This is a genomic window from Bacillus sp. FSL M8-0350, from assembly GCF_038593345.1.
Classification (GTDB): Bacteria; Bacillota; Bacilli; order Bacillales; family Bacillaceae; genus Bacillus; species Bacillus safensis.
In genome coordinates this window covers 136070-153638 of the sequence record NZ_CP151985.1, presented here as the reverse complement: position 1 = coordinate 153638, position 17569 = coordinate 136070, and the positions used below count along the sequence as shown (strand labels likewise).

32 protein-coding genes and 1 pseudogene are annotated in these 17569 nt (G+C 41.9%); all 33 read right to left on the bottom strand.

Annotation, left to right across the window (positions count from 1 at the left end; genetic code table 11):
- Positions 1 to 111 precede the first annotated feature (111 nt).
- The 33 genes and pseudogenes from rplQ to tuf all read right to left on the bottom strand — a co-directional run bounded on the left by rplQ (position 112) and on the right by tuf (position 17530).
- Complete coding sequence (rplQ, locus tag NSS80_RS00880) at positions 112 to 474, bottom strand: 50S ribosomal protein L17 (protein WP_003216944.1); 363 nt, start codon at positions 472 to 474, stop codon at positions 112 to 114.
- A 75-nt stretch (positions 475 to 549) separates the two neighbouring features.
- A complete protein-coding gene (locus tag NSS80_RS00875) occupies positions 550 to 1494 on the bottom strand; it encodes a DNA-directed RNA polymerase subunit alpha (protein ID WP_003217009.1) in 945 nt (314 codons plus the stop codon).
- A 175-nt stretch (positions 1495 to 1669) separates the two neighbouring features.
- On the bottom strand, positions 1670 to 2065 hold the full coding sequence (gene rpsK, locus NSS80_RS00870; protein WP_003217231.1) for a 30S ribosomal protein S11: 396 nt from the start codon (positions 2063 to 2065) through the stop codon (positions 1670 to 1672).
- A gap of 20 nt (positions 2066 to 2085) precedes the next feature.
- On the bottom strand, positions 2086 to 2451 hold the full coding sequence (gene rpsM / locus NSS80_RS00865) for a 30S ribosomal protein S13 (RefSeq protein ID WP_003217023.1): 366 nt from the start codon (positions 2449 to 2451) through the stop codon (positions 2086 to 2088).
- A 21-nt stretch (positions 2452 to 2472) separates the two neighbouring features.
- Positions 2473 to 2586 carry a 50S ribosomal protein L36 gene (rpmJ, locus tag NSS80_RS00860; RefSeq protein ID WP_003156543.1) on the bottom strand — a complete coding sequence of 38 codons (114 nt, stop codon included), beginning with the start codon at positions 2584 to 2586 and terminating at the stop codon, positions 2473 to 2475.
- A 31-nt stretch (positions 2587 to 2617) separates the two neighbouring features.
- Entirely contained in the window at positions 2618 to 2836 is a 219-nt protein-coding gene (gene infA / locus NSS80_RS00855) for a translation initiation factor IF-1 (protein ID WP_003217190.1), read from the bottom strand.
- A pseudogene (locus tag NSS80_RS00850) lies at positions 2814 to 3102 on the bottom strand (RNA-binding protein). Before NSS80_RS00850 ends, infA begins: the two are co-directional and overlap by 23 nt.
- Positions 3103 to 3147: 45 nt before the next feature.
- Entirely contained in the window at positions 3148 to 3894 is a 747-nt protein-coding gene (gene map, locus NSS80_RS00845) for a type I methionyl aminopeptidase (protein WP_003217210.1), read from the bottom strand.
- On the bottom strand, positions 3891 to 4544 hold the full coding sequence (locus tag NSS80_RS00840) for an adenylate kinase (RefSeq protein WP_024425604.1): 654 nt from the start codon (positions 4542 to 4544) through the stop codon (positions 3891 to 3893). Before NSS80_RS00840 ends, map begins: the two co-directional genes overlap by 4 nt.
- Positions 4545 to 4599: 55 nt before the next feature.
- Entirely contained in the window at positions 4600 to 5892 is a 1293-nt protein-coding gene (secY, locus tag NSS80_RS00835) for a preprotein translocase subunit SecY (protein WP_024425603.1), read from the bottom strand.
- Between the two features lies 1 nt (position 5893).
- The gene (gene rplO, locus NSS80_RS00830; RefSeq protein WP_003216888.1) at positions 5894 to 6334 is read right to left on the bottom strand and encodes a 50S ribosomal protein L15; all 441 of its coding nucleotides are present in this window, start codon (positions 6332 to 6334) and stop codon (positions 5894 to 5896) included.
- Positions 6335 to 6364: 30 nt separating this feature from the next.
- A complete protein-coding gene (rpmD, locus tag NSS80_RS00825) occupies positions 6365 to 6547 on the bottom strand; it encodes a 50S ribosomal protein L30 (RefSeq protein ID WP_003217067.1) in 183 nt (60 codons plus the stop codon).
- A 13-nt stretch (positions 6548 to 6560) separates the two neighbouring features.
- Positions 6561 to 7061 carry a 30S ribosomal protein S5 gene (gene rpsE / locus NSS80_RS00820; RefSeq protein WP_007496332.1) on the bottom strand — a complete coding sequence of 167 codons (501 nt, stop codon included), beginning with the start codon at positions 7059 to 7061 and terminating at the stop codon, positions 6561 to 6563.
- A gap of 24 nt (positions 7062 to 7085) precedes the next feature.
- The gene (rplR, locus tag NSS80_RS00815; protein ID WP_008356544.1) at positions 7086 to 7448 is read right to left on the bottom strand and encodes a 50S ribosomal protein L18; all 363 of its coding nucleotides are present in this window, start codon (positions 7446 to 7448) and stop codon (positions 7086 to 7088) included.
- A gap of 32 nt (positions 7449 to 7480) precedes the next feature.
- The gene (gene rplF / locus NSS80_RS00810) at positions 7481 to 8017 is read right to left on the bottom strand and encodes a 50S ribosomal protein L6 (RefSeq protein WP_024425602.1); all 537 of its coding nucleotides are present in this window, start codon (positions 8015 to 8017) and stop codon (positions 7481 to 7483) included.
- A gap of 31 nt (positions 8018 to 8048) precedes the next feature.
- Positions 8049 to 8447: a 30S ribosomal protein S8 gene (rpsH, locus tag NSS80_RS00805; protein ID WP_007496327.1), complete on the bottom strand. Its 399-nt coding sequence runs from the start codon at positions 8445 to 8447 to the stop codon at positions 8049 to 8051.
- A 31-nt stretch (positions 8448 to 8478) separates the two neighbouring features.
- A complete protein-coding gene (rpsN, locus tag NSS80_RS00800) occupies positions 8479 to 8664 on the bottom strand; it encodes a 30S ribosomal protein S14 (RefSeq protein WP_008356542.1) in 186 nt (61 codons plus the stop codon).
- 22 nt (positions 8665 to 8686) lie between these two features.
- Positions 8687 to 9226 carry a 50S ribosomal protein L5 gene (gene rplE, locus NSS80_RS00795; protein WP_003217159.1) on the bottom strand — a complete coding sequence of 180 codons (540 nt, stop codon included), beginning with the start codon at positions 9224 to 9226 and terminating at the stop codon, positions 8687 to 8689.
- 25 nt (positions 9227 to 9251) lie between these two features.
- A complete protein-coding gene (rplX, locus tag NSS80_RS00790; protein WP_008356538.1) occupies positions 9252 to 9563 on the bottom strand; it encodes a 50S ribosomal protein L24 in 312 nt (103 codons plus the stop codon).
- Positions 9564 to 9598: 35 nt separating this feature from the next.
- Entirely contained in the window at positions 9599 to 9967 is a 369-nt protein-coding gene (rplN, locus tag NSS80_RS00785) for a 50S ribosomal protein L14 (protein ID WP_003216882.1), read from the bottom strand.
- A gap of 39 nt (positions 9968 to 10006) precedes the next feature.
- Positions 10007 to 10270, bottom strand: coding sequence for a 30S ribosomal protein S17 (gene rpsQ, locus NSS80_RS00780; protein WP_003216906.1), 264 nt, complete (start codon positions 10268 to 10270; stop codon positions 10007 to 10009).
- Positions 10271 to 10295: 25 nt separating this feature from the next.
- Positions 10296 to 10496: a 50S ribosomal protein L29 gene (gene rpmC / locus NSS80_RS00775; RefSeq protein WP_003217155.1), complete on the bottom strand. Its 201-nt coding sequence runs from the start codon at positions 10494 to 10496 to the stop codon at positions 10296 to 10298.
- Positions 10486 to 10920 carry a 50S ribosomal protein L16 gene (gene rplP, locus NSS80_RS00770; protein ID WP_003156478.1) on the bottom strand — a complete coding sequence of 145 codons (435 nt, stop codon included), beginning with the start codon at positions 10918 to 10920 and terminating at the stop codon, positions 10486 to 10488. Before rplP ends, rpmC begins: the two co-directional genes overlap by 11 nt.
- Position 10921: 1 nt before the next feature.
- Positions 10922 to 11578, bottom strand: coding sequence for a 30S ribosomal protein S3 (gene rpsC / locus NSS80_RS00765; RefSeq protein ID WP_003217241.1), 657 nt, complete (start codon positions 11576 to 11578; stop codon positions 10922 to 10924).
- Between the two features lie 3 nt (positions 11579 to 11581).
- A complete protein-coding gene (gene rplV / locus NSS80_RS00760; RefSeq protein WP_007496316.1) occupies positions 11582 to 11923 on the bottom strand; it encodes a 50S ribosomal protein L22 in 342 nt (113 codons plus the stop codon).
- A gap of 17 nt (positions 11924 to 11940) precedes the next feature.
- Positions 11941 to 12219, bottom strand: coding sequence for a 30S ribosomal protein S19 (gene rpsS / locus NSS80_RS00755; RefSeq protein WP_003216920.1), 279 nt, complete (start codon positions 12217 to 12219; stop codon positions 11941 to 11943).
- Between the two features lie 57 nt (positions 12220 to 12276).
- Positions 12277 to 13110: a 50S ribosomal protein L2 gene (gene rplB, locus NSS80_RS00750; RefSeq protein ID WP_024425599.1), complete on the bottom strand. Its 834-nt coding sequence runs from the start codon at positions 13108 to 13110 to the stop codon at positions 12277 to 12279.
- Between the two features lie 28 nt (positions 13111 to 13138).
- Positions 13139 to 13426: a 50S ribosomal protein L23 gene (gene rplW, locus NSS80_RS00745; protein WP_003217016.1), complete on the bottom strand. Its 288-nt coding sequence runs from the start codon at positions 13424 to 13426 to the stop codon at positions 13139 to 13141.
- Positions 13426 to 14049: a 50S ribosomal protein L4 gene (rplD, locus tag NSS80_RS00740; RefSeq protein ID WP_024425598.1), complete on the bottom strand. Its 624-nt coding sequence runs from the start codon at positions 14047 to 14049 to the stop codon at positions 13426 to 13428. Before rplD ends, rplW begins: the two co-directional genes overlap by 1 nt.
- A gap of 27 nt (positions 14050 to 14076) precedes the next feature.
- The gene (gene rplC / locus NSS80_RS00735) at positions 14077 to 14706 is read right to left on the bottom strand and encodes a 50S ribosomal protein L3 (RefSeq protein ID WP_024425597.1); all 630 of its coding nucleotides are present in this window, start codon (positions 14704 to 14706) and stop codon (positions 14077 to 14079) included.
- A gap of 37 nt (positions 14707 to 14743) precedes the next feature.
- On the bottom strand, positions 14744 to 15052 hold the full coding sequence (gene rpsJ, locus NSS80_RS00730) for a 30S ribosomal protein S10 (RefSeq protein ID WP_003156464.1): 309 nt from the start codon (positions 15050 to 15052) through the stop codon (positions 14744 to 14746).
- A 218-nt stretch (positions 15053 to 15270) separates the two neighbouring features.
- Entirely contained in the window at positions 15271 to 16230 is a 960-nt protein-coding gene (locus NSS80_RS00725; RefSeq protein WP_041115158.1) for an alpha/beta hydrolase, read from the bottom strand.
- 109 nt (positions 16231 to 16339) lie between these two features.
- Positions 16340 to 17530 carry an elongation factor Tu gene (gene tuf, locus NSS80_RS00720; RefSeq protein WP_034283892.1) on the bottom strand — a complete coding sequence of 397 codons (1191 nt, stop codon included), beginning with the start codon at positions 17528 to 17530 and terminating at the stop codon, positions 16340 to 16342.
- Between the last annotated feature and the right edge of the window lie 39 nt (positions 17531 to 17569).

Below are 17569 nucleotides of genomic sequence, written 5' to 3'. Positions count from 1 at the left end.
TCTCAGCTCAACCTCTTCTTTGCTTATTCCTAAAAAAAGCCGTAGTACCTAAAAAAGGGCATAGATCCAGTTATGAACTGTCCCGCCCTTTCTTAGATACACGATATGTGATTAAACTAATTCAATGACAGCCATTGGTGCGCCATCGCCGCGACGAGGTCCAAGCTTCATGATACGAGTGTATCCACCTTGGCGATCTTCGTAGCGAGTTGCAACGTCAGCGAATAATTTTTGAAGTGCATCTTGGTTTGTTTCAGCGTTAGCTACTTCATTACGAATGTAAGCTGCAGCTTGACGGCGAGCATGAAGATCTCCGCGTTTGCCAAGAGTGATCATTTTTTCAACTACAGAGCGAAGTTCTTTCGCACGTGTTTCAGTTGTTTCGATGCGTTCGTTGATGATCAAATCAGTCGTTAGGTCACGAAGCATTGCTTTACGTTGTGCACTAGTGCGTCCTAGCTTTCTGTATGCCATGTGATGTCCCCTCCTTAATTAGAGATGCTGTATGAATAAAAAACACACGAAAATCCTAGTTCACAATGAAACTAGTCAATCGTCTTTACGAAGACCCAGTCCAAGTTCTTCTAGTTTCGCTTTCACTTCTTCAAGAGATTTACGTCCAAGGTTACGAACTTTCATCATATCCTCTTCTGTCTTGTTAGCAAGCTCTTGAACAGTGTTAATACCCGCACGCTTCAAACAGTTGTAAGAACGAACAGAAAGATCAAGCTCTTCAATTGTCATTTCAAGCACTTTTTCTTTTTGGTCTTCTTCTTTCTCAACCATGATTTCAGCATGCTGAGCTTCGTCAGTTAATCCAACGAAAATATTTAGGTGTTCAGTTAAAATCTTAGAACCTAGAGCGATCGCTTCTTTCGGTCCTGTGCTTCCATCAGTCCATACATCTAGTGTTAATTTATCATAGTTTGTGATTTGCCCAACACGGGTGTTCTCCACTTGATAAGTCACACGAGATACAGGTGTATAGATTGAGTCGATCGGAATCACACCGATTGGCTGATCGTCTCTTTTGTTTGCATCAGCAGGATTATACCCGCGACCTCTTTGTGCAGTTAAGCGAACACGGAAGCTCGCATTCTTGCCAAGAGTTGCGATGTGAAGATCTGGATTTAAGATTTCAATATCGCTGTCGTGTGTAATATCAGCAGCTGTTACAGTACCTTCATCTTGTACATCAATTTCAAGCGTCTTCTCTTCTTCAGAGTAGATTTTGAGTGCAAGCTTTTTAATGTTTAAGATAATCGTTGTAACATCTTCAACCACGCCTTCGATCGTTGAGAATTCGTGTAAGACACCATCTATCTGGATCGATGTTACAGCTGCACCAGGAAGTGAGGATAAAAGGATACGACGAAGGGAGTTCCCTAAAGTGGTACCATATCCACGCTCAAGTGGCTCTACGACAAACTTGCCATACTTGGCATCGTCGCTGATTTCAACCGTTTCGATTTTTGGTTTTTCAATTTCGATCATCTAATAAAACCCTCCTTCAAAACGTCGAAACCTCGAATAGAATCATATGAGATTCCATCCGAAATTCCTCATTGTTTAGTCCCGTATGTGCTCAGGCAACGAGTCGTGTATTCGTCTCATAAATAACTGTATCATAACCCATTATTGACAGGGACACAAAATCTATACAAACAAATTACACGCGGCGACGTTTTGGTGGACGGCATCCGTTATGAGGAACTGGAGTTACGTCTCTAATTGCAGTAACTTCAAGACCTGCAGCTTGAAGCGCACGAATTGCAGCTTCACGACCAGAACCAGGACCTTTAACAGTTACTTCAAGTGTTTTAAGACCGTGTTCGATAGAACCTTTAGCAGCTGTTTCAGCAGCCATTTGTGCAGCGAAAGGAGTAGATTTACGAGAACCTCTGAATCCTAATGCACCAGCACTTGACCAAGAAATTGCGTTTCCATGAACATCAGTAATCGTTACAATCGTGTTGTTGAAAGTGGAACGGATATGAGCGATTCCAGCTTCAATATTCTTTTTCACGCGACGTTTACGCGTATTTTGTTTACGAGCAGCAGCCATTCTTTAACTACCTCCTTTACTTATTTTTTCTTGTTAGCTACAGTACGACGCGGACCTTTACGAGTACGCGCGTTGTTTTTTGTGTTTTGTCCACGAACAGGAAGTCCTCTACGATGACGGATTCCGCGGTAGCTTCCGATTTCAATTAGACGCTTAATGTTAAGTGAAACTTCACGACGAAGGTCACCTTCTACTTTAAGTTTGTCAATGATATCACGGATTTTACCAAGTTCGTCTTCAGTTAGATCGCGAACGCGAGTGTCTTCAGAAACACCTGCTTCTTTAAGGACTTGTTGCGCAGTCGTACGACCAATTCCAAAAACATATGTTAAAGAAATGACAACACGCTTATCACGTGGAATATCTACACCAGCAATACGAGCCATGATTTGGGCACCTCCTTGTTATTAGCCTTGTTTTTGTTTATGTTTTGGGTTTTCACAGATCACCATTACTTTTCCTTTTCTGCGAATCACTTTACATTTTTCACAGATAGGTTTAACAGATGGTCTCACTTTCATGTGTTTCCAACCTCCTTCTTCCGGAGTTGCTTTATTTGTAACGGTACGTAATTCTACCACGAGTTAAGTCATATGGAGATAATTCTACCGTAACTTTGTCTCCAGGTAAAATGCGAATGAAGTGCATACGGATTTTTCCTGATACATGAGCCAAAACTGTATGACCATTCTCTAGTTCAACTTTGAACATTGCGTTTGGCAAAGTTTCTGCTACAGTACCTTCCACTTCAATTACATCGTCTTTCGCCATTCAAGTGTTCTCCCTTCTTCAAATCAGTAACTTGCTCTCTGACAAATGTCCAATTGAGAATCTCTCAATTGTTCATCTATCACCCGACCTGTTTTGAATATACTGTTCTGAACTTCCGGAGATACGCAATCATAAAAGGTTATATGATTGATATTTTTTCTTAGGAGAATGAAATTTACGCTTTTCTCCGTCTGCGATTAGTACATGGCAGTCAACGAATATGCCGATGACACCTGTATACTGATCTTGTTCTTTCTTTGGACTATACAGACAACCTGCCCGATTTGGGCCTGAAAGGCTTCAGTGAAGACCTAAATCTTAGTCAGTATATCAAAACCTGTATCTGTAATCGCAATCGTATGCTCAAAGTGAGCACACTTTTTCCCATCAACCGTTACAACCGTCCAGTTATCAGCCAATGTTTTCACATATCGGCTGCCTGCGTTCACCATCGGTTCGATGGCCAACACCATTCCAGGTTTTAGCCGTGGGCCTTTGTTGGGCGGACCATAATGAGGAATTTGAGGGTCCTCATGAAGATCCTGTCCGACCCCATGTCCAACATATTCTCTAACAACTGAAAAATTCTCATTTTCAACATACGTTTGTATGGCATGGGAAATGTTCGACAGACGTTCGCCTGGCTTTGCTTCCTGTAAGCCTTTATATAGAGATTCCTCTGTGACTTCCAGTAGTTTGCGGTCTTCATCACTGATTACCCCAACTGGATAAGTCCAAGCAGAGTCACCATGATAGCCATTTAACTTTGCGCCAATATCGATACTAATGATGTCACCATCACGTAAAACCCGTTTACCAGGAATACCGTGAACGAGTTCTTCATTCACCGAAACGCAAATGCTCCCGCGAAAACCATTATACCCTTTAAAAGATGGGATTGCACCCTGCTTTGTAATAAAACGTTCGGCAATTTGATCCAATTCTTTTGTCGAAATACCTGGTTTTATGTGTTTCTTCAGCTCTTCATGAGTCAGTGCGACAATACGTCCAGCTTCTCTCATAATCTCAAGCTCGCGAGGAGTTTTACAGATAATCATTTATTTAATCCTCCAAGCAGGTCCTTAATATCTGCATATACATCGTTAATGTGCTTCGCACCATCAATGTTTGCAAGATATCCTTTTTCTGAATAGAAGTTCAGTAAAGGTTCAGTCTGCTTTAAGTTTACTTCAAGTCTAGTCGAAACGGTTTCTGCATTATCATCTGCACGTTGATAAAGCTCGCCTCCGCACTTGTCGCAAACATTTTCTTTCGCAGGTGGATTGAATACTAAATGATATGTTGCTCCGCAATTTTTGCAAATTCTTCGGCCAGTCAGACGCTCCATCAAAGCATCTTTATCGACTTTAATATTAATGACATAATCAATCGTTCTGCCAAGGTCCTTTAGAATTTCTTCTAAAGCTTCAGCCTGAGCGACTGTTCGCGGAAATCCGTCCAGAAGAAAACCTTGTTCACAATCATTTTTGCCAAGTCTTTCTCTAACAATACCGATTGTGACCTCATCAGGAACAAGCTCTCCTTTATCGATAAAGGATTTTGCTTCGAGCCCAAGTTGTGTCTCCTCTTTCATAGCAGCGCGGAACATATCTCCTGTTGAGATATGAGGGATCCCATAATCATCAACAATTCGTTCTGCCTGAGTGCCTTTACCAGCACCCGGAAGCCCCATTAAGACTAAGTTCATTTCGGATTTCCCCTTCCTTACTTAGAGAGGTTGGGCAGCTGCCCAGCCCTCTGTTTTATTTCATAAATCCACGGTAATTTCGTTTCACTAATTGGCTTTCAAGCTGTTTCATTGTTTCAAGTGCAACACCTACAACAATGAGAAGACTTGTGCCGCCAATTTGTGCAGCGGAAGGTAATCCAGCGAATTGAATGAAAAAGATAGGAAGTATTGAAATCACGGCTAAGAAAATGGCGCCCACAAACGTGAGTCGGTACAAAATGCTCGTAATTCTATCTTGAGTCATTTTCCCTGGACGAACTCCCGGGATATAGCCACCCTGCTTTTGCAGATTTTCAGCCATTTGTTCAGGATTGACTTGGACAAAGGCATAAAAATATGTGAAAGCAACAATCAGTGCTACATAAATCGTCATACCGATTGGCTTAGTATAGTCAAAGTTGTTGGTTATCCAAGTTGTCACATTATTGGTTCCGAAGAACGATGCGATCGTCTGCGGAGTAATAATGAAAGAAACGGCAAAGATGACTGGAATCACCCCTGCTGGATTCACTTTCAATGGAAGGTGCGTTGCTTGACTAGCAGACATTTGTGCACGGCCAGTTCCTTTTGAATATTGAATTGCAATCTTTCTCACTGCCATTTGAATGTAAATAACACCGATAACAATGACAAGAATGGCAATGACAATAAGGGCAATTTTAAGGATTTGCATGAACAGCTGTCCATCTCCACCTACAAATTGTTGAGCGTACACTTGTTTTAATGTTTGAGGGATACCAGCGATGATACCGGCAAAGATAATAATCGAAATACCATTACCAACACCGTGAGCAGTAATCTGCTCACCCAGCCACATTAAAAATGCTGTTCCCGCAGTGAGTACGACCGCAATTAAGAGATACGTTGAAACACCAGGGTTTTCAATCAGCATGCCTCCTGCCATATTGTTGAATCCATATGACATTCCTAGCGCCTGGATAAATCCTAGAACAATTGTAAAATACCTTGTGAATTGTGCTAATTTTCGGCGGCCAACCTCTCCTTGCTTTGACCACTCAGTAAACTTCGGCACAACATCCATCTGCAAGAGCTGAATGATGATCGAAGCAGTGATATACGGCATAATCCCCATTGCAAGAATGGAGAATTGGAAAAGTGCCCCGCCCCCAAACGTGTTGAGGATGCCGAAAACACTCATTTGATCCTGTGCCTGGAGAACATCGGCGTTCACATTAGGCACAGGGATGAAAGCACCTATACGAAAGACGACTAACATTAAAAGTGTGAATATAATCTTATTCCGTATATCTTTCACGCGCATAAAATTGGAGATTGTCTTAAACAAGTTAGATCACCTCGGCTGTACCGCCAGCAGCTTCAATCGCTTCTTTCGCAGAAGCAGAGAATTTATTGGCTTTTACAGTTAATTTTTTTTCTAATTTACCGTTGCCAAGAATTTTTACTCCTGCTTTTAACTTGCTTATTGCACCAGTCTCTAGAAGAAGTTCAGGAGTTACTTCCGTTCCTTCGTCAAAACTGTTTAATCTGTCTAAGTTGATTACCGCGTAATCTTTACGGTTGATGTTTGTAAAACCACGTTTTGGAAGGCGTTGGAATAAAGGCATCTGACCACCTTCGAAACCAGGGCGTACACCGCCGCCAGAACGAGCGTTTTGACCTTTATGACCTTTACCAGAAGTTTTACCGTTACCTGATCCAATACCACGACCAACACGGTTGCGTACTTTACGTGAACCTTCTGAAGGCTTCAATTCATGAAGTTTCATTTGGGCACCTCCTTATCGATTAAAAATGTTTTATTGTTCTTTAACAGAAACTAAATGAGACACCTTGTTAATCATGCCGCGGATCGCTGCATTGTCTTCATGTACGACTGTTTGGTTTGTTTTCTTAAGACCAAGAGTACGAACAGTGACACGCTGATCTTCAGGGCGACCGATTACACTGCGTTTGAGGGTAATTTCTAATTTATTTGCCATTATTGTTCCCTCCTTATCCTAACAGGTCTTCTACAGATTTTCCACGAAGCTTCGCTACATCTTCAGCACGTTTAAGCTCACTTAAACCTTGAAGTGTTGCGCGGATCATGTTGATCGGTGTATTAGAACCTAGAGATTTAGAAAGGATATCAGCTAGACCAGCAAGCTCAAGTACCGCACGCACTGGGCCTCCAGCGATAACTCCTGTACCTTCTGAAGCAGGCTTCAATAGAACGTTTCCTGCACCGAATCGACCGATGATTTCATGTGGAATTGTAGTTCCAACCATTGGTACTTCAATTAAATTCTTTTTCGCATCTTCAACAGCTTTGCGGATCGCTTCTGGTACTTCTTGTGCTTTACCAGTACCGAAACCTACATGACCGTTTTTGTCACCGACAACAACTAAAGCTGCAAAACGGAAACGACGTCCACCTTTAACAACTTTCGCTACGCGGTTAACCGTAACTAAGCGTTCTTCTAACTCTAATTTGCTTGGGTCAATACGACTCATTCGGATGTGTCCCTCCTTCTTTTATTAAAATTTAAGTCCAGCCTCACGAGCAGCTTCAGCTAGAGCTTTTACACGTCCATGATATAGGTATCCTCCGCGGTCAAATACCACGTTAGAGATTCCTTTTTCAACAGCACGTTTTGCAACAAGTTCGCCAACTTTCGTAGCAGCTGCAGTGTCAGAACTATTCTCGATCTTTAACTCTTTATCAAGAGTAGAAGCACTTACAAGTGTTACACCGTTAACATCATCAATTACTTGAGCGTAGATATTCTTGTTAGAACGGAAAACGTTAAGGCGAGGTCTTTCAGCAGTACCTGAAAGTTTCGCACGAACACGAGCATGTCTTTTAAGACGAGTAGCGTTTTTGCTAGTTTTCGTAATCATCCGAGTCACTCCTTTCTTCACATTAAGCGATCTTACTTACCAGTTTTTCCTTCTTTACGGCGAACGAATTCACCTTCGTAACGAATTCCTTTACCTTTGTAAGGCTCTGGAGCACGGACAGCGCGGATGTTAGAAGCTAGAGCTCCTACACGCTCTTTATCGATACCTTTAATGATTACTTTCGTTTGAGATGGAACTTCGATTTCAACTCCAGCCTCAGGAACGATTTCAACTGGATGAGAGTATCCAACGTTAAGAACAAGTTTGTTTCCAGATTTAGCTGCACGGTAACCGACACCGATAAGTTCTAAACCTCTTTCGAAACCTTTAGATACACCTTCAACCATGTTTGCAATCAAGCTGCGTGTTGTACCATGTAATGCACGGTGTTCTTTATTTTCAGACGGACGGCTTACAGTTAAGACGTTGTCCTCAATTTTAATTTCCATATCAGGGTGAAATGCACGAGTTAGTTCACCTTTTGGTCCCTTTACTGTCACTGTGTTATCGTTGTTTGTCACAGTAACTCCTGAAGGGATCTCGATTAGTTTTTTACCTATACGAGACATACCAAGCACCTCCATTCATCTTAAACTTTTTTTACCATACGTAAGCAAGTACTTCTCCACCAGCTTGTTTAGCACGGGCTTCTTTGTCCGATAAAACACCTTGTGATGTAGAAATAATTGCGATTCCAAGTCCGTTAAGTACACGTGGTACTTCATTTGATTTCGCATATACGCGTAAACCAGGTTTACTGATTCTTTTAAGACCAGTGATAACACGTTCGTTGTTTTGGCCGTATTTAAGGAACAAACGGATAATTCCTTGTTTGCTGTCTTCGACGTACTCAACGTCACGGATAAAACCTTCACGCTTTAAGATTTCAGCAATTTCTCTTTTGATTTTTGAAGCCGGTACTTCTAGCTTCTCATGACGTACCATGTTCGCATTGCGAATACGAGTCAGCAAATCTGCAATCGGATCTGTCATAACCATTATTTAATAACCTCCTTCCCATTTATGGGGATTACCAGCTGGCTTTTTTAACGCCAGGAATTTGTCCTTTATATGCAAGTTCGCGGAAACAAATACGGCAAAGTTTAAACTTACGAATAACTGAATGTGGACGACCACATCGTTCGCAGCGCGTATACTCTTGAACTTTAAACTTTTGTTTGCGTTGTTGTTTCGCAATCATAGACTTTTTAGCCACGATTTCGCCTCCCTTTCATTGATTATTTCTGGAACGGCATACCTACTTGAGTTAATAACTCACGTGCTTCTTCGTCCGTATTGGCAGTAGTAACGATAACGATATCCATACCGCGGACCTTTGTTACTTTATCGTAATCAATTTCTGGGAAGATTAACTGTTCTTTAATACCAAGCGTGTAGTTTCCACGACCGTCGAAAGATTTCTTAGAAATCCCGCGGAAGTCACGTACACGTGGTAAAGACACAGAAATAAGTTTATCAAGGAAATCATACATGCGCTCTCCGCGAAGTGTTACTTTCGCACCGATTGGCATTCCTTCACGTAGACGGAATCCAGCAATAGACTTCTTCGCACGAGTAACGACAGGTTTTTGACCAGCGATAAACGTTAATTCTTCAACAGCAGTATCGATTGCTTTAGCGTTTTGAACAGCGTCACCAACACCCATGTTGATCACGATTTTTTCGATTTTTGGCACTTGCATTACTGATTTGTATTCAAACTTAGAAACTAATGCAGGTGTAATTTCTTTTACATACTTTTCTTTAAGGCGGTTCATGAGAAAGACCTCCCTTCCTTATTTACTATTTATCTAGAACTTGCCCAGATTTTTTCGCTACACGGACTTTCTTTCCGTCCTCAACTTTATACCCAACACGTGTCACTTCACCCGTTTTAGGATCAAGCGGCATTACGTTTGATACGTGGATCGGCGCTTCTTGTTCAGAAATTCCGCCTTGAGGGTTAGCTTGGGTTGGTTTAGAGTGTTTTTTCACAAGGTTAATACCTTCTACTAAAACACGTTCCTTTTTAGGGAAAGCAGCAAGGATGACACCTTGTTTACCTTTATCTTTACCAGAGATAACCACTACTTTATCGCCCTTTTTAACATGCATTTAATCGCACCTCCTTGAGTCGCGGATTGTATTCATTAAAGTACTTCTGGTGCTAGAGAAACAATTTTCATATAGTTGTTTTCACGAAGTTCACGTGCTACTGGTCCGAAGATACGAGTTCCACGTGGGCTCTTGTCGTCACGAATGATGACACATGCATTTTCGTCGAAACTGATGTAAGATCCATCGTTTCTGCGAGCTCCGCTCTTAGTACGAACGATAACTGCTTTCACAACTTCACCTTTTTTGACAACGCCTCCAGGTGTTGCTTGTTTAACCGTACAAACAATGACATCACCGATGTTAGCCGTTTTACGTCCAGAGCCACCAAGAACTTTAATCGTTAGTACTTCGCGTGCGCCAGAGTTGTCAGCTACTTTTAAACGAGTCTCCTGTTGAATCATTAATGTTACCTCCTTTCGGAAAAAGAAATCCGAACTTTATTAGATAATAACGGCTTCTTCGACAACTTCAACTAGACGAAAGCGTTTAGTCGCAGATAAAGGACGAGTTTCCATGACCTTTACGATGTCTCCGATTTTTGCTTGGTTGTTTTCATCATGTGCTTTGAACTTCTTAGAGTATCTTACACGTTTGCCATAAAGTGAATGCTTTTTGTATGTTTCAACTACAACAGTGATGGTTTTATCCATTTTGTCAGAAACAACACGACCTTGATACACTTTACGTTGGTTACGTTCGCTCATGTTTGCGGGGCCTCCCCTCTAATTATTATTTATTAGCAGCGATTTCTCTTTGACGAATCACAGTTTTCATGCGTGCGATTGATTTACGCACTTCACGAATGCGAGCAGTATTTTCAAGCTGCCCAGTCGCTAATTGGAAACGAAGATTGAAAAGTTCTTCTTTAAGAGACTTTACTTTTTGTTCAATTTCAGCAGTGGTAAGGTCACGAATTTCATTAGCTTTCATTTGATTCACCACCAATTTCTTCACGTTTTACGAACTTCGTTTTAATTGGCAATTTGTGAGATGCAAGACGAAGAGCTTCACGAGCAACTTCTTCAGACACACCAGAAATTTCAAATAAAACTTTGCCCGGTTTCACTACAGCTACCCATCCTTCTGGAGCACCTTTACCGGAACCCATGCGGACCTCTAGAGGTTTAGCTGTGTATGGCTTAGAAGGGAAAATTTTAATCCAAACTTTACCGCCACGTTTCATGTAACGAGTCATAGCAATACGAGCAGCTTCGATTTGACGGTTTGTGATCCAAGAAGCTTCAAGAGCCTGGATACCGTACTCACCGAAATGTACTTCAGTACCGCCTTTTGCACGACCACGCATTTTTCCACGATGTTCTCTGCGATACTTCACGCGTTTTGGCAATAACATATTATTTTCCTCCTTCCGCAGTATTCTTCTTAGTTGGAAGGACTTCTCCACGATAGATCCATACTTTTACGCCAAGCTTACCATAAGTAGTGTCAGCTTCAGCAGTAGCATAGTCGATGTCAGCACGAAGTGTGTGCAATGGAACAGTACCTTCACTGTAATATTCAGAACGAGCAATATCTGCACCGCCAAGACGACCAGAAACCATTGTTTTGATTCCTTGTGCTCCAGCACGCATTGTGCGTTGGATTGTTTGTTTTTGTGCACGACGGAATGAAATACGGTTTTCAAGTTGACGAGCGATGTTTTCAGCAACTAGCTGAGCATCAAGATCTGCTCTCTTGATTTCAAGAATGTTGATGTGTACACGTTTGCCAGTTAGGCTGTTAAGAGCTTTACGAAGTGCTTCAACTTCAGATCCGCCTTTACCAATTACCATACCTGGTTTAGCCGTGTGGATTGTGATATTTACGCGGTTTGCAGCACGTTCGATTTCAACTTTAGAAACAGACGCGTCAGACAAACGCTTGCTGATGAATTCACGGATTTTCAAGTCTTCATGTAAGAAGTCAGCGTAATCTTTTCCTGCGAACCATTTAGATTCCCAATCACGAATGACGCCAATACGAAGACCTACTGGATTTACCTTTTGACCCACGGATTATCCCTCCTTCTTTTCTGATACAACGATTGTAATGTGGCTAGTACGTTTGTTAATTGCGCTCGCACGACCCATAGCACGTGGACGGAATCTCTTAAGTGTTGGACCTTCGTCAACGAATGCTTGAGTAATCACTAGGCTGTTAGCGTCCAACTCGTAGTTGTGCTCAGCGTTTGCGATAGCAGATTTTAATACTTTTTCAATAATTGGTGAAGCAGCCTTAGGTGTAAGGTTTAAGATAGAAACTGCTTCTCCTACTTGCTTACCTCGGATCAGGTCCATTACTAGACGTGCTTTACGAGGAGCAATACGGACTGTTCTTGCGACAGCTTTAGCTTGCATTTAAAAGCCTCCTCTCATTAGCGTCTTGTTTTTTTATCGTCACTAGCATGACCTTTGTAAGTACGGCTTGGTGCGAATTCGCCCAATTTGTGACCTACCATATCTTCAGAAATGAAAACAGGTACATGTTTGCGTCCATCATAGACAGCGATTGTGTGACCGATGAATTGTGGGAAAATTGTAGAACGACGAGACCAAGTTTTTACGACTTGCTTTTTGTCAGTTTCATTCAATTTCTCGACTTTAGCCATCAAATGATCATCAACAAATGGTCCTTTTTTTAAGCTGCGAGCCATTGTGGAACCTCCCTTCGTGATTGAACTACGGTCCTAAATGAACCGTAGACAACCCCGTTACTTGTTTTTACGACGACGTACAATGAATTTATCAGACTTGTTGGTTTTCTTACGAGTCTTGAATCCAAGAGTCGGTTTACCCCATGGAGACATTGGTGATTTACGTCCGATTGGAGCGCGTCCTTCACCACCACCGTGTGGGTGATCGTTAGGGTTCATTACAGAACCACGAACTGTTGGGCGTACGCCTTTCCAGCGAGAACGTCCAGCTTTACCGATGTTGATTAATTCGTGTTGCTCGTTTCCAACTTGACCGATAGTCGCACGGCAAGCAGAAAGAATCATGCGAACTTCTCCTGAGTTCAAACGTACAAGAACGTATTTACCTTCTTTACCAAGAACTTGAGCAGAAGTACCAGCAGAACGAACTAATTGTCCACCTTTACCTGGTTTTAATTCAATGTTATGCACAACTGTACCAACTGGGATGTTGATAAGTGGAAGAGCATTACCTGGTTTGATGTCAGCTTCTGGTCCAGAAGTAACTTCAGTACCAACTTGGATTCCTTTCGGAGCAAGAATGTAACGTTTCTCACCATCTGCATAGTTTACAAGAGCGATGTTAGCTGAACGGTTTGGATCATACTCGATTGTAGCAACGCGTCCAGGTATACCGTCTTTATCACGCTTAAAGTCGATGATACGGTATTGACGTTTGTGACCGCCACCTTGATGACGAACAGTCAATCTACCTTGGTTGTTACGTCCGCCTTTTTTGTGTAGCGGTGCAAGCAACGATTTTTCTGGTTTGTCAGTCGTGATTTCAGCAAAATCTGAAGTAGTCATGCCACGACGACCATTACTGGTTGGTTTATACTTTTTAATCGCCATTTTGAATTTCCCTCCTTCTTTTTAAGATTTACGCTTCAAAAATTTCGATTTCTTTGCTGTCAGCAGTTAATTTCACGATCGCTTTTCTGCGACGGCTAGTCATACCAGTGTAGCGTCCAACGCGTTTTGATTTTCCTTTGTAGTTTTGAACGTTGACTTTCTCAACTTTCACTCCAAAGATTTCTTCAACAGCGTCTTTCACTTCTGTTTTGTTAGCTCTGACATCAACTTCGAACGTGTACTTCTTCTCTGTCATTAGATCAGCAGAACGTTCAGTAATGATAGGGCGCTTTAGAACATCACGAGGATCTTTCATTATGCAAGTCCCTCCTCTACTTTTTCAACCGCTGCTTTAGTGATCAGAAGTTTGTCGTGGTTGACAACGTCAAGAACGTTGATACCGTTAGCTTCAACAACTGTTACTCCAGGGATGTTACGAGCAGATAAAGCAACTGTTTCGTTTGCATCCGCAGTGACGATCAACGCTTTCTTCTCGACAGATAATCCTTTAAGGATGCCTGCGAATTCTTTCGTTTTCACTGCATCAAGAGTCAGATCTTCAAGAACGATGATGTTGTTGTCGATTACTTTAGAAGACAATACTGACTTGATAGCCAAGCGGCGAACTTTTTTAGGTAATTTATAAGAATAACTGCGTGGTGTTGGACCGAATACGATACCGCCTCCGCGCCATTGTGGTGAACGGATAGAACCTTGACGAGCACGACCTGTACCCTTCTGTCTCCAAGGCTTACGACCTCCGCCACGTACTTCAGAACGAGTTTTTACTTTGTGAGTTCCTTGACGTAAGGAAGCTCTTTGCATAAGAATAGCATCGAATACTACGCTTTCGTTTGGCTCGATTCCAAACACAGAAGCGTTTAATTCGATTTCACCGTTAGTAGAACCGTTTTGGTTATATAATGCTACTTTTGGCATGACTTGTTTCCTCCTTTCCTAAGAGAGTTATTTAGATTTAACTGCACTCTTTACAGTTACTAGAGATTTTTTAGCTCCTGGTACGTTTCCTTTGATCAATAGAAGATTGCGTTCTGCATCAACTTTAACGATCTCAAGGTTTTGGACAGTGATTTGCTCTCCGCCCATACGACCTGGAAGAAGTTTACCTTTGAATACACGGTTTGGATCAACAGGTCCCATTGAACCAGGACGACGGTGGTAACGTGAACCGTGAGTCATTGGTCCGCGTGATTGTCCGTGGCGTTTGATAGCCCCTTGGAATCCTTTACCTTTTGATGTTCCTGTTACATCTACGATATCTCCATTTGCGAAAATATCAACTTTGACTTCCTGACCAACTTCATACGCATCTAACTCCGCACCGCGTAATTCTTTTACGAAGCGCTTAGGAGCAGTTTCCGCTTTAGCAACGTGGCCTTTCTCTGGTTTGTTAGAAAGCTTTTCACGTTTGTCATCAAAACCGATTTGGATTGCTTCATAGCCATCCGTGTCAACAGTCTTCTTTTGAAGAACAACGTTAGCAGCAGCCTCAACAACAGTTACAGGGATAAGATCACCGTTTTCTGCGAATACTTGCGTCATACCAATTTTTCTACCTAAGATTCCTTTGGTCATTCGTCACACCTCCTATAATATGTGTTTTCTATTTGAATTAAAGTTTGATTTCGATATCTACACCAGATGGTAAATCTAAACGCATAAGTGCATCAACTGTTTGCGGAGTTGGATTCACGATGTCGATTAGACGTTTGTGAGTACGCATCTCGAATTGCTCACGAGAATCTTTGTACTTATGCACCGCACGAAGGATTGTGTAAACTGATTTTTCAGTTGGAAGCGGAATTGGACCAGATACACTAGCACCAGAACGCTTAGCCGTTTCAACAATCTTCTCAGCAGATTGATCAAGAATTCTATGATCATATGCTTTTAAACGAATACGAATTTTTTGTTTTGCCATTATTTTCCCTCCTTTTCGCCTACTTACGTTAGACAGTTCTCCGTGAGAAAAACCTGATCACCTCGCCATGGCAAAGCGGCCGGGTGTGTCAGCAACCTCTCACTTCATCGCAGTCAAAGACCAACATGCACTATTGTACCAAATTGGCCTGCGTGTTGCAATAATAAATCGGATAAATTTATGATTTGCACACTTTTCATATTATACAGGGATTCAGCCTATAAATCAAGCTTTCCCTGAAGATGATGTATAGCAGTCTTTCTTATGATACGTATAAATTCATCTGGCTCTTCGATATGCGGAGAATGTGCAGAGTCTTTAAAGGTAAACCATTCTTTGATTGGTGCTTTTAATTGATCAACATATGGTTTTGATACAGCAGCTGGTGTAATCATGTCGTGATCGCCAATGAGAAAGTAGCACGGTATTAATATAGTAGAAACTCGGTATTGAATACTCTCATTCATTAGCTGATCCCATAACTTGTCTTGACTAAACTTCTGTCCTTTTATGAACTTCCATTTATCTTTCAGCTGATATTGCTTACTAAAAAGAAACCCTTTTAGTATTTGAAAAACCGGCTTCCATCTATGTGTGAGACCTACGCTCGCAAACTCTTTATATAGAGAAAACAAGGCATGAGCTGATGTCCGTTTCCATGGAGGAGGCGTCAGTAATCGCAGACACCCAGTAAACAGACGATTGCGATGATATTTCTTCAAAAGGAGCTCGTACGATACGATATCTTCCTTTAACACATCTACTACCTGACTAATCCCGTAATATGCATGATAAAGATCTGGACGCTTATGTACTGCTTGTATGGCAATTAATGATCCCCACGAGTATCCTGCGATATACAATTTTGAATGACCTAGATAAGTTAGAAGCTTTTCTGTCAGTTCAATCGTGTCTTCAATAAATTGCTGAATGGTCATCGATGCATCGGGAAGATTCTCTTGATAGGAAAGTCCTGCACCTCTCTGATCCCAATGGACAACTGTAAAGTCCTGATCAAGTTCCCCGTGAAAGGAATCAATATAACTGATTTGAGCCGAGCCGGGCCCGCCGTGCAAAAATAAAAGTACAGGCTTCGTTTCACTCGACTGGTCTTCTTTCATCATAATCCATTGGTCAATCCCGCCGATCGACCATTTATTCAAGTATGTCTTTACCATTCCAGCGATCCTCTCGGTTCCATTTAGATTCTATAGCTTATAGTAGCCGTTCTGATCTGGAAAAGCAAAAAAAGAGACCCTTTTGCAAGGAGTCTCTTTTGTATGTTTATTACTTAATGATAGTTGAAACGACACCAGAACCTACAGTACGTCCACCCTCACGGATAGAGAAACGAGTTCCTTCTTCGATAGCGATAGTAGAGATAAGTTCAACTTCCATCTCAGTGTTATCGCCAGGCATTACCATTTCAGTACCTTCTGGAAGATGTACGATACCAGTTACGTCAGTTGTACGGAAGTAGAACTGCGGACGGTAGTTAGCGAAGAATGGAGTATGACGTCCACCCTCTTCTTTAGAAAGTACATAAACTTCAGCTTTGAAACGGCTGTGTGGAGTGATTGTACCTGGTTTAGCAAGTACTTGACCACGTTGGATATCTTCACGAGATACACCACGAAGTAGTGCACCGATGTTGTCACCAGCTTCAGCGTAGTCAAGAAGTTTACGGAACATTTCAACACCTGTAACAGTTGTTTTACCGTTTTCTTCTTGAAGACCGATGATTTCAACTTCGTCACCGACTTTAACTTGTCCACGCTCAACACGACCAGTAGCAACTGTTCCACGACCAGTGATTGAGAATACGTCCTCAACTGGCATCATGAATGGCTTCTCAGTGTCACGCTCTGGAGTTGGGATGTACTCATCAACCGCATCCATAAGTTCAAAGATTTTTGCTTCGTAATCAGCATCTCCTTCAAGAGCTTTAAGAGCAGAACCTTTGATAACTGGTACATCGTCACCAGGGAAGTCATAGTCAGAAAGAAGGTCACGAACTTCCATTTCAACAAGTTCAAGTAACTCTTCATCGTCAACCATGTCACATTTGTTAAGGAATACTACGATGTATGGTACACCTACGTTACGAGAAAGTAGGATGTGCTCACGTGTTTGTGGCATTGGACCATCAGCAGCAGATACTACTAAGATCGCGCCGTCCATTTGAGCAGCACCAGTGATCATGTTTTTAACATAGTCAGCGTGTCCTGGGCAGTCTACGTGTGCATAGTGACGAGTTTCAGTTTCATACTCAACGTGTGCAGTTGAGATTGTGATTCCACGCTCGCGCTCTTCTGGAGCACCATCGATTTGGTCATAAGCCATAGCTGTACCTTTACCAGATTTCTTATGAAGAACTGTTGAGATAGCAGCAGTTAGAGTTGTTTTACCATGGTCAACGTGTCCAATTGTACCAATGTTAGCATGCGATTTGGAACGGTCGAATTTTTCTTTAGCCATTCTAAAAATCCTCCTTAAAGGTTCATTGTATTTGGTATA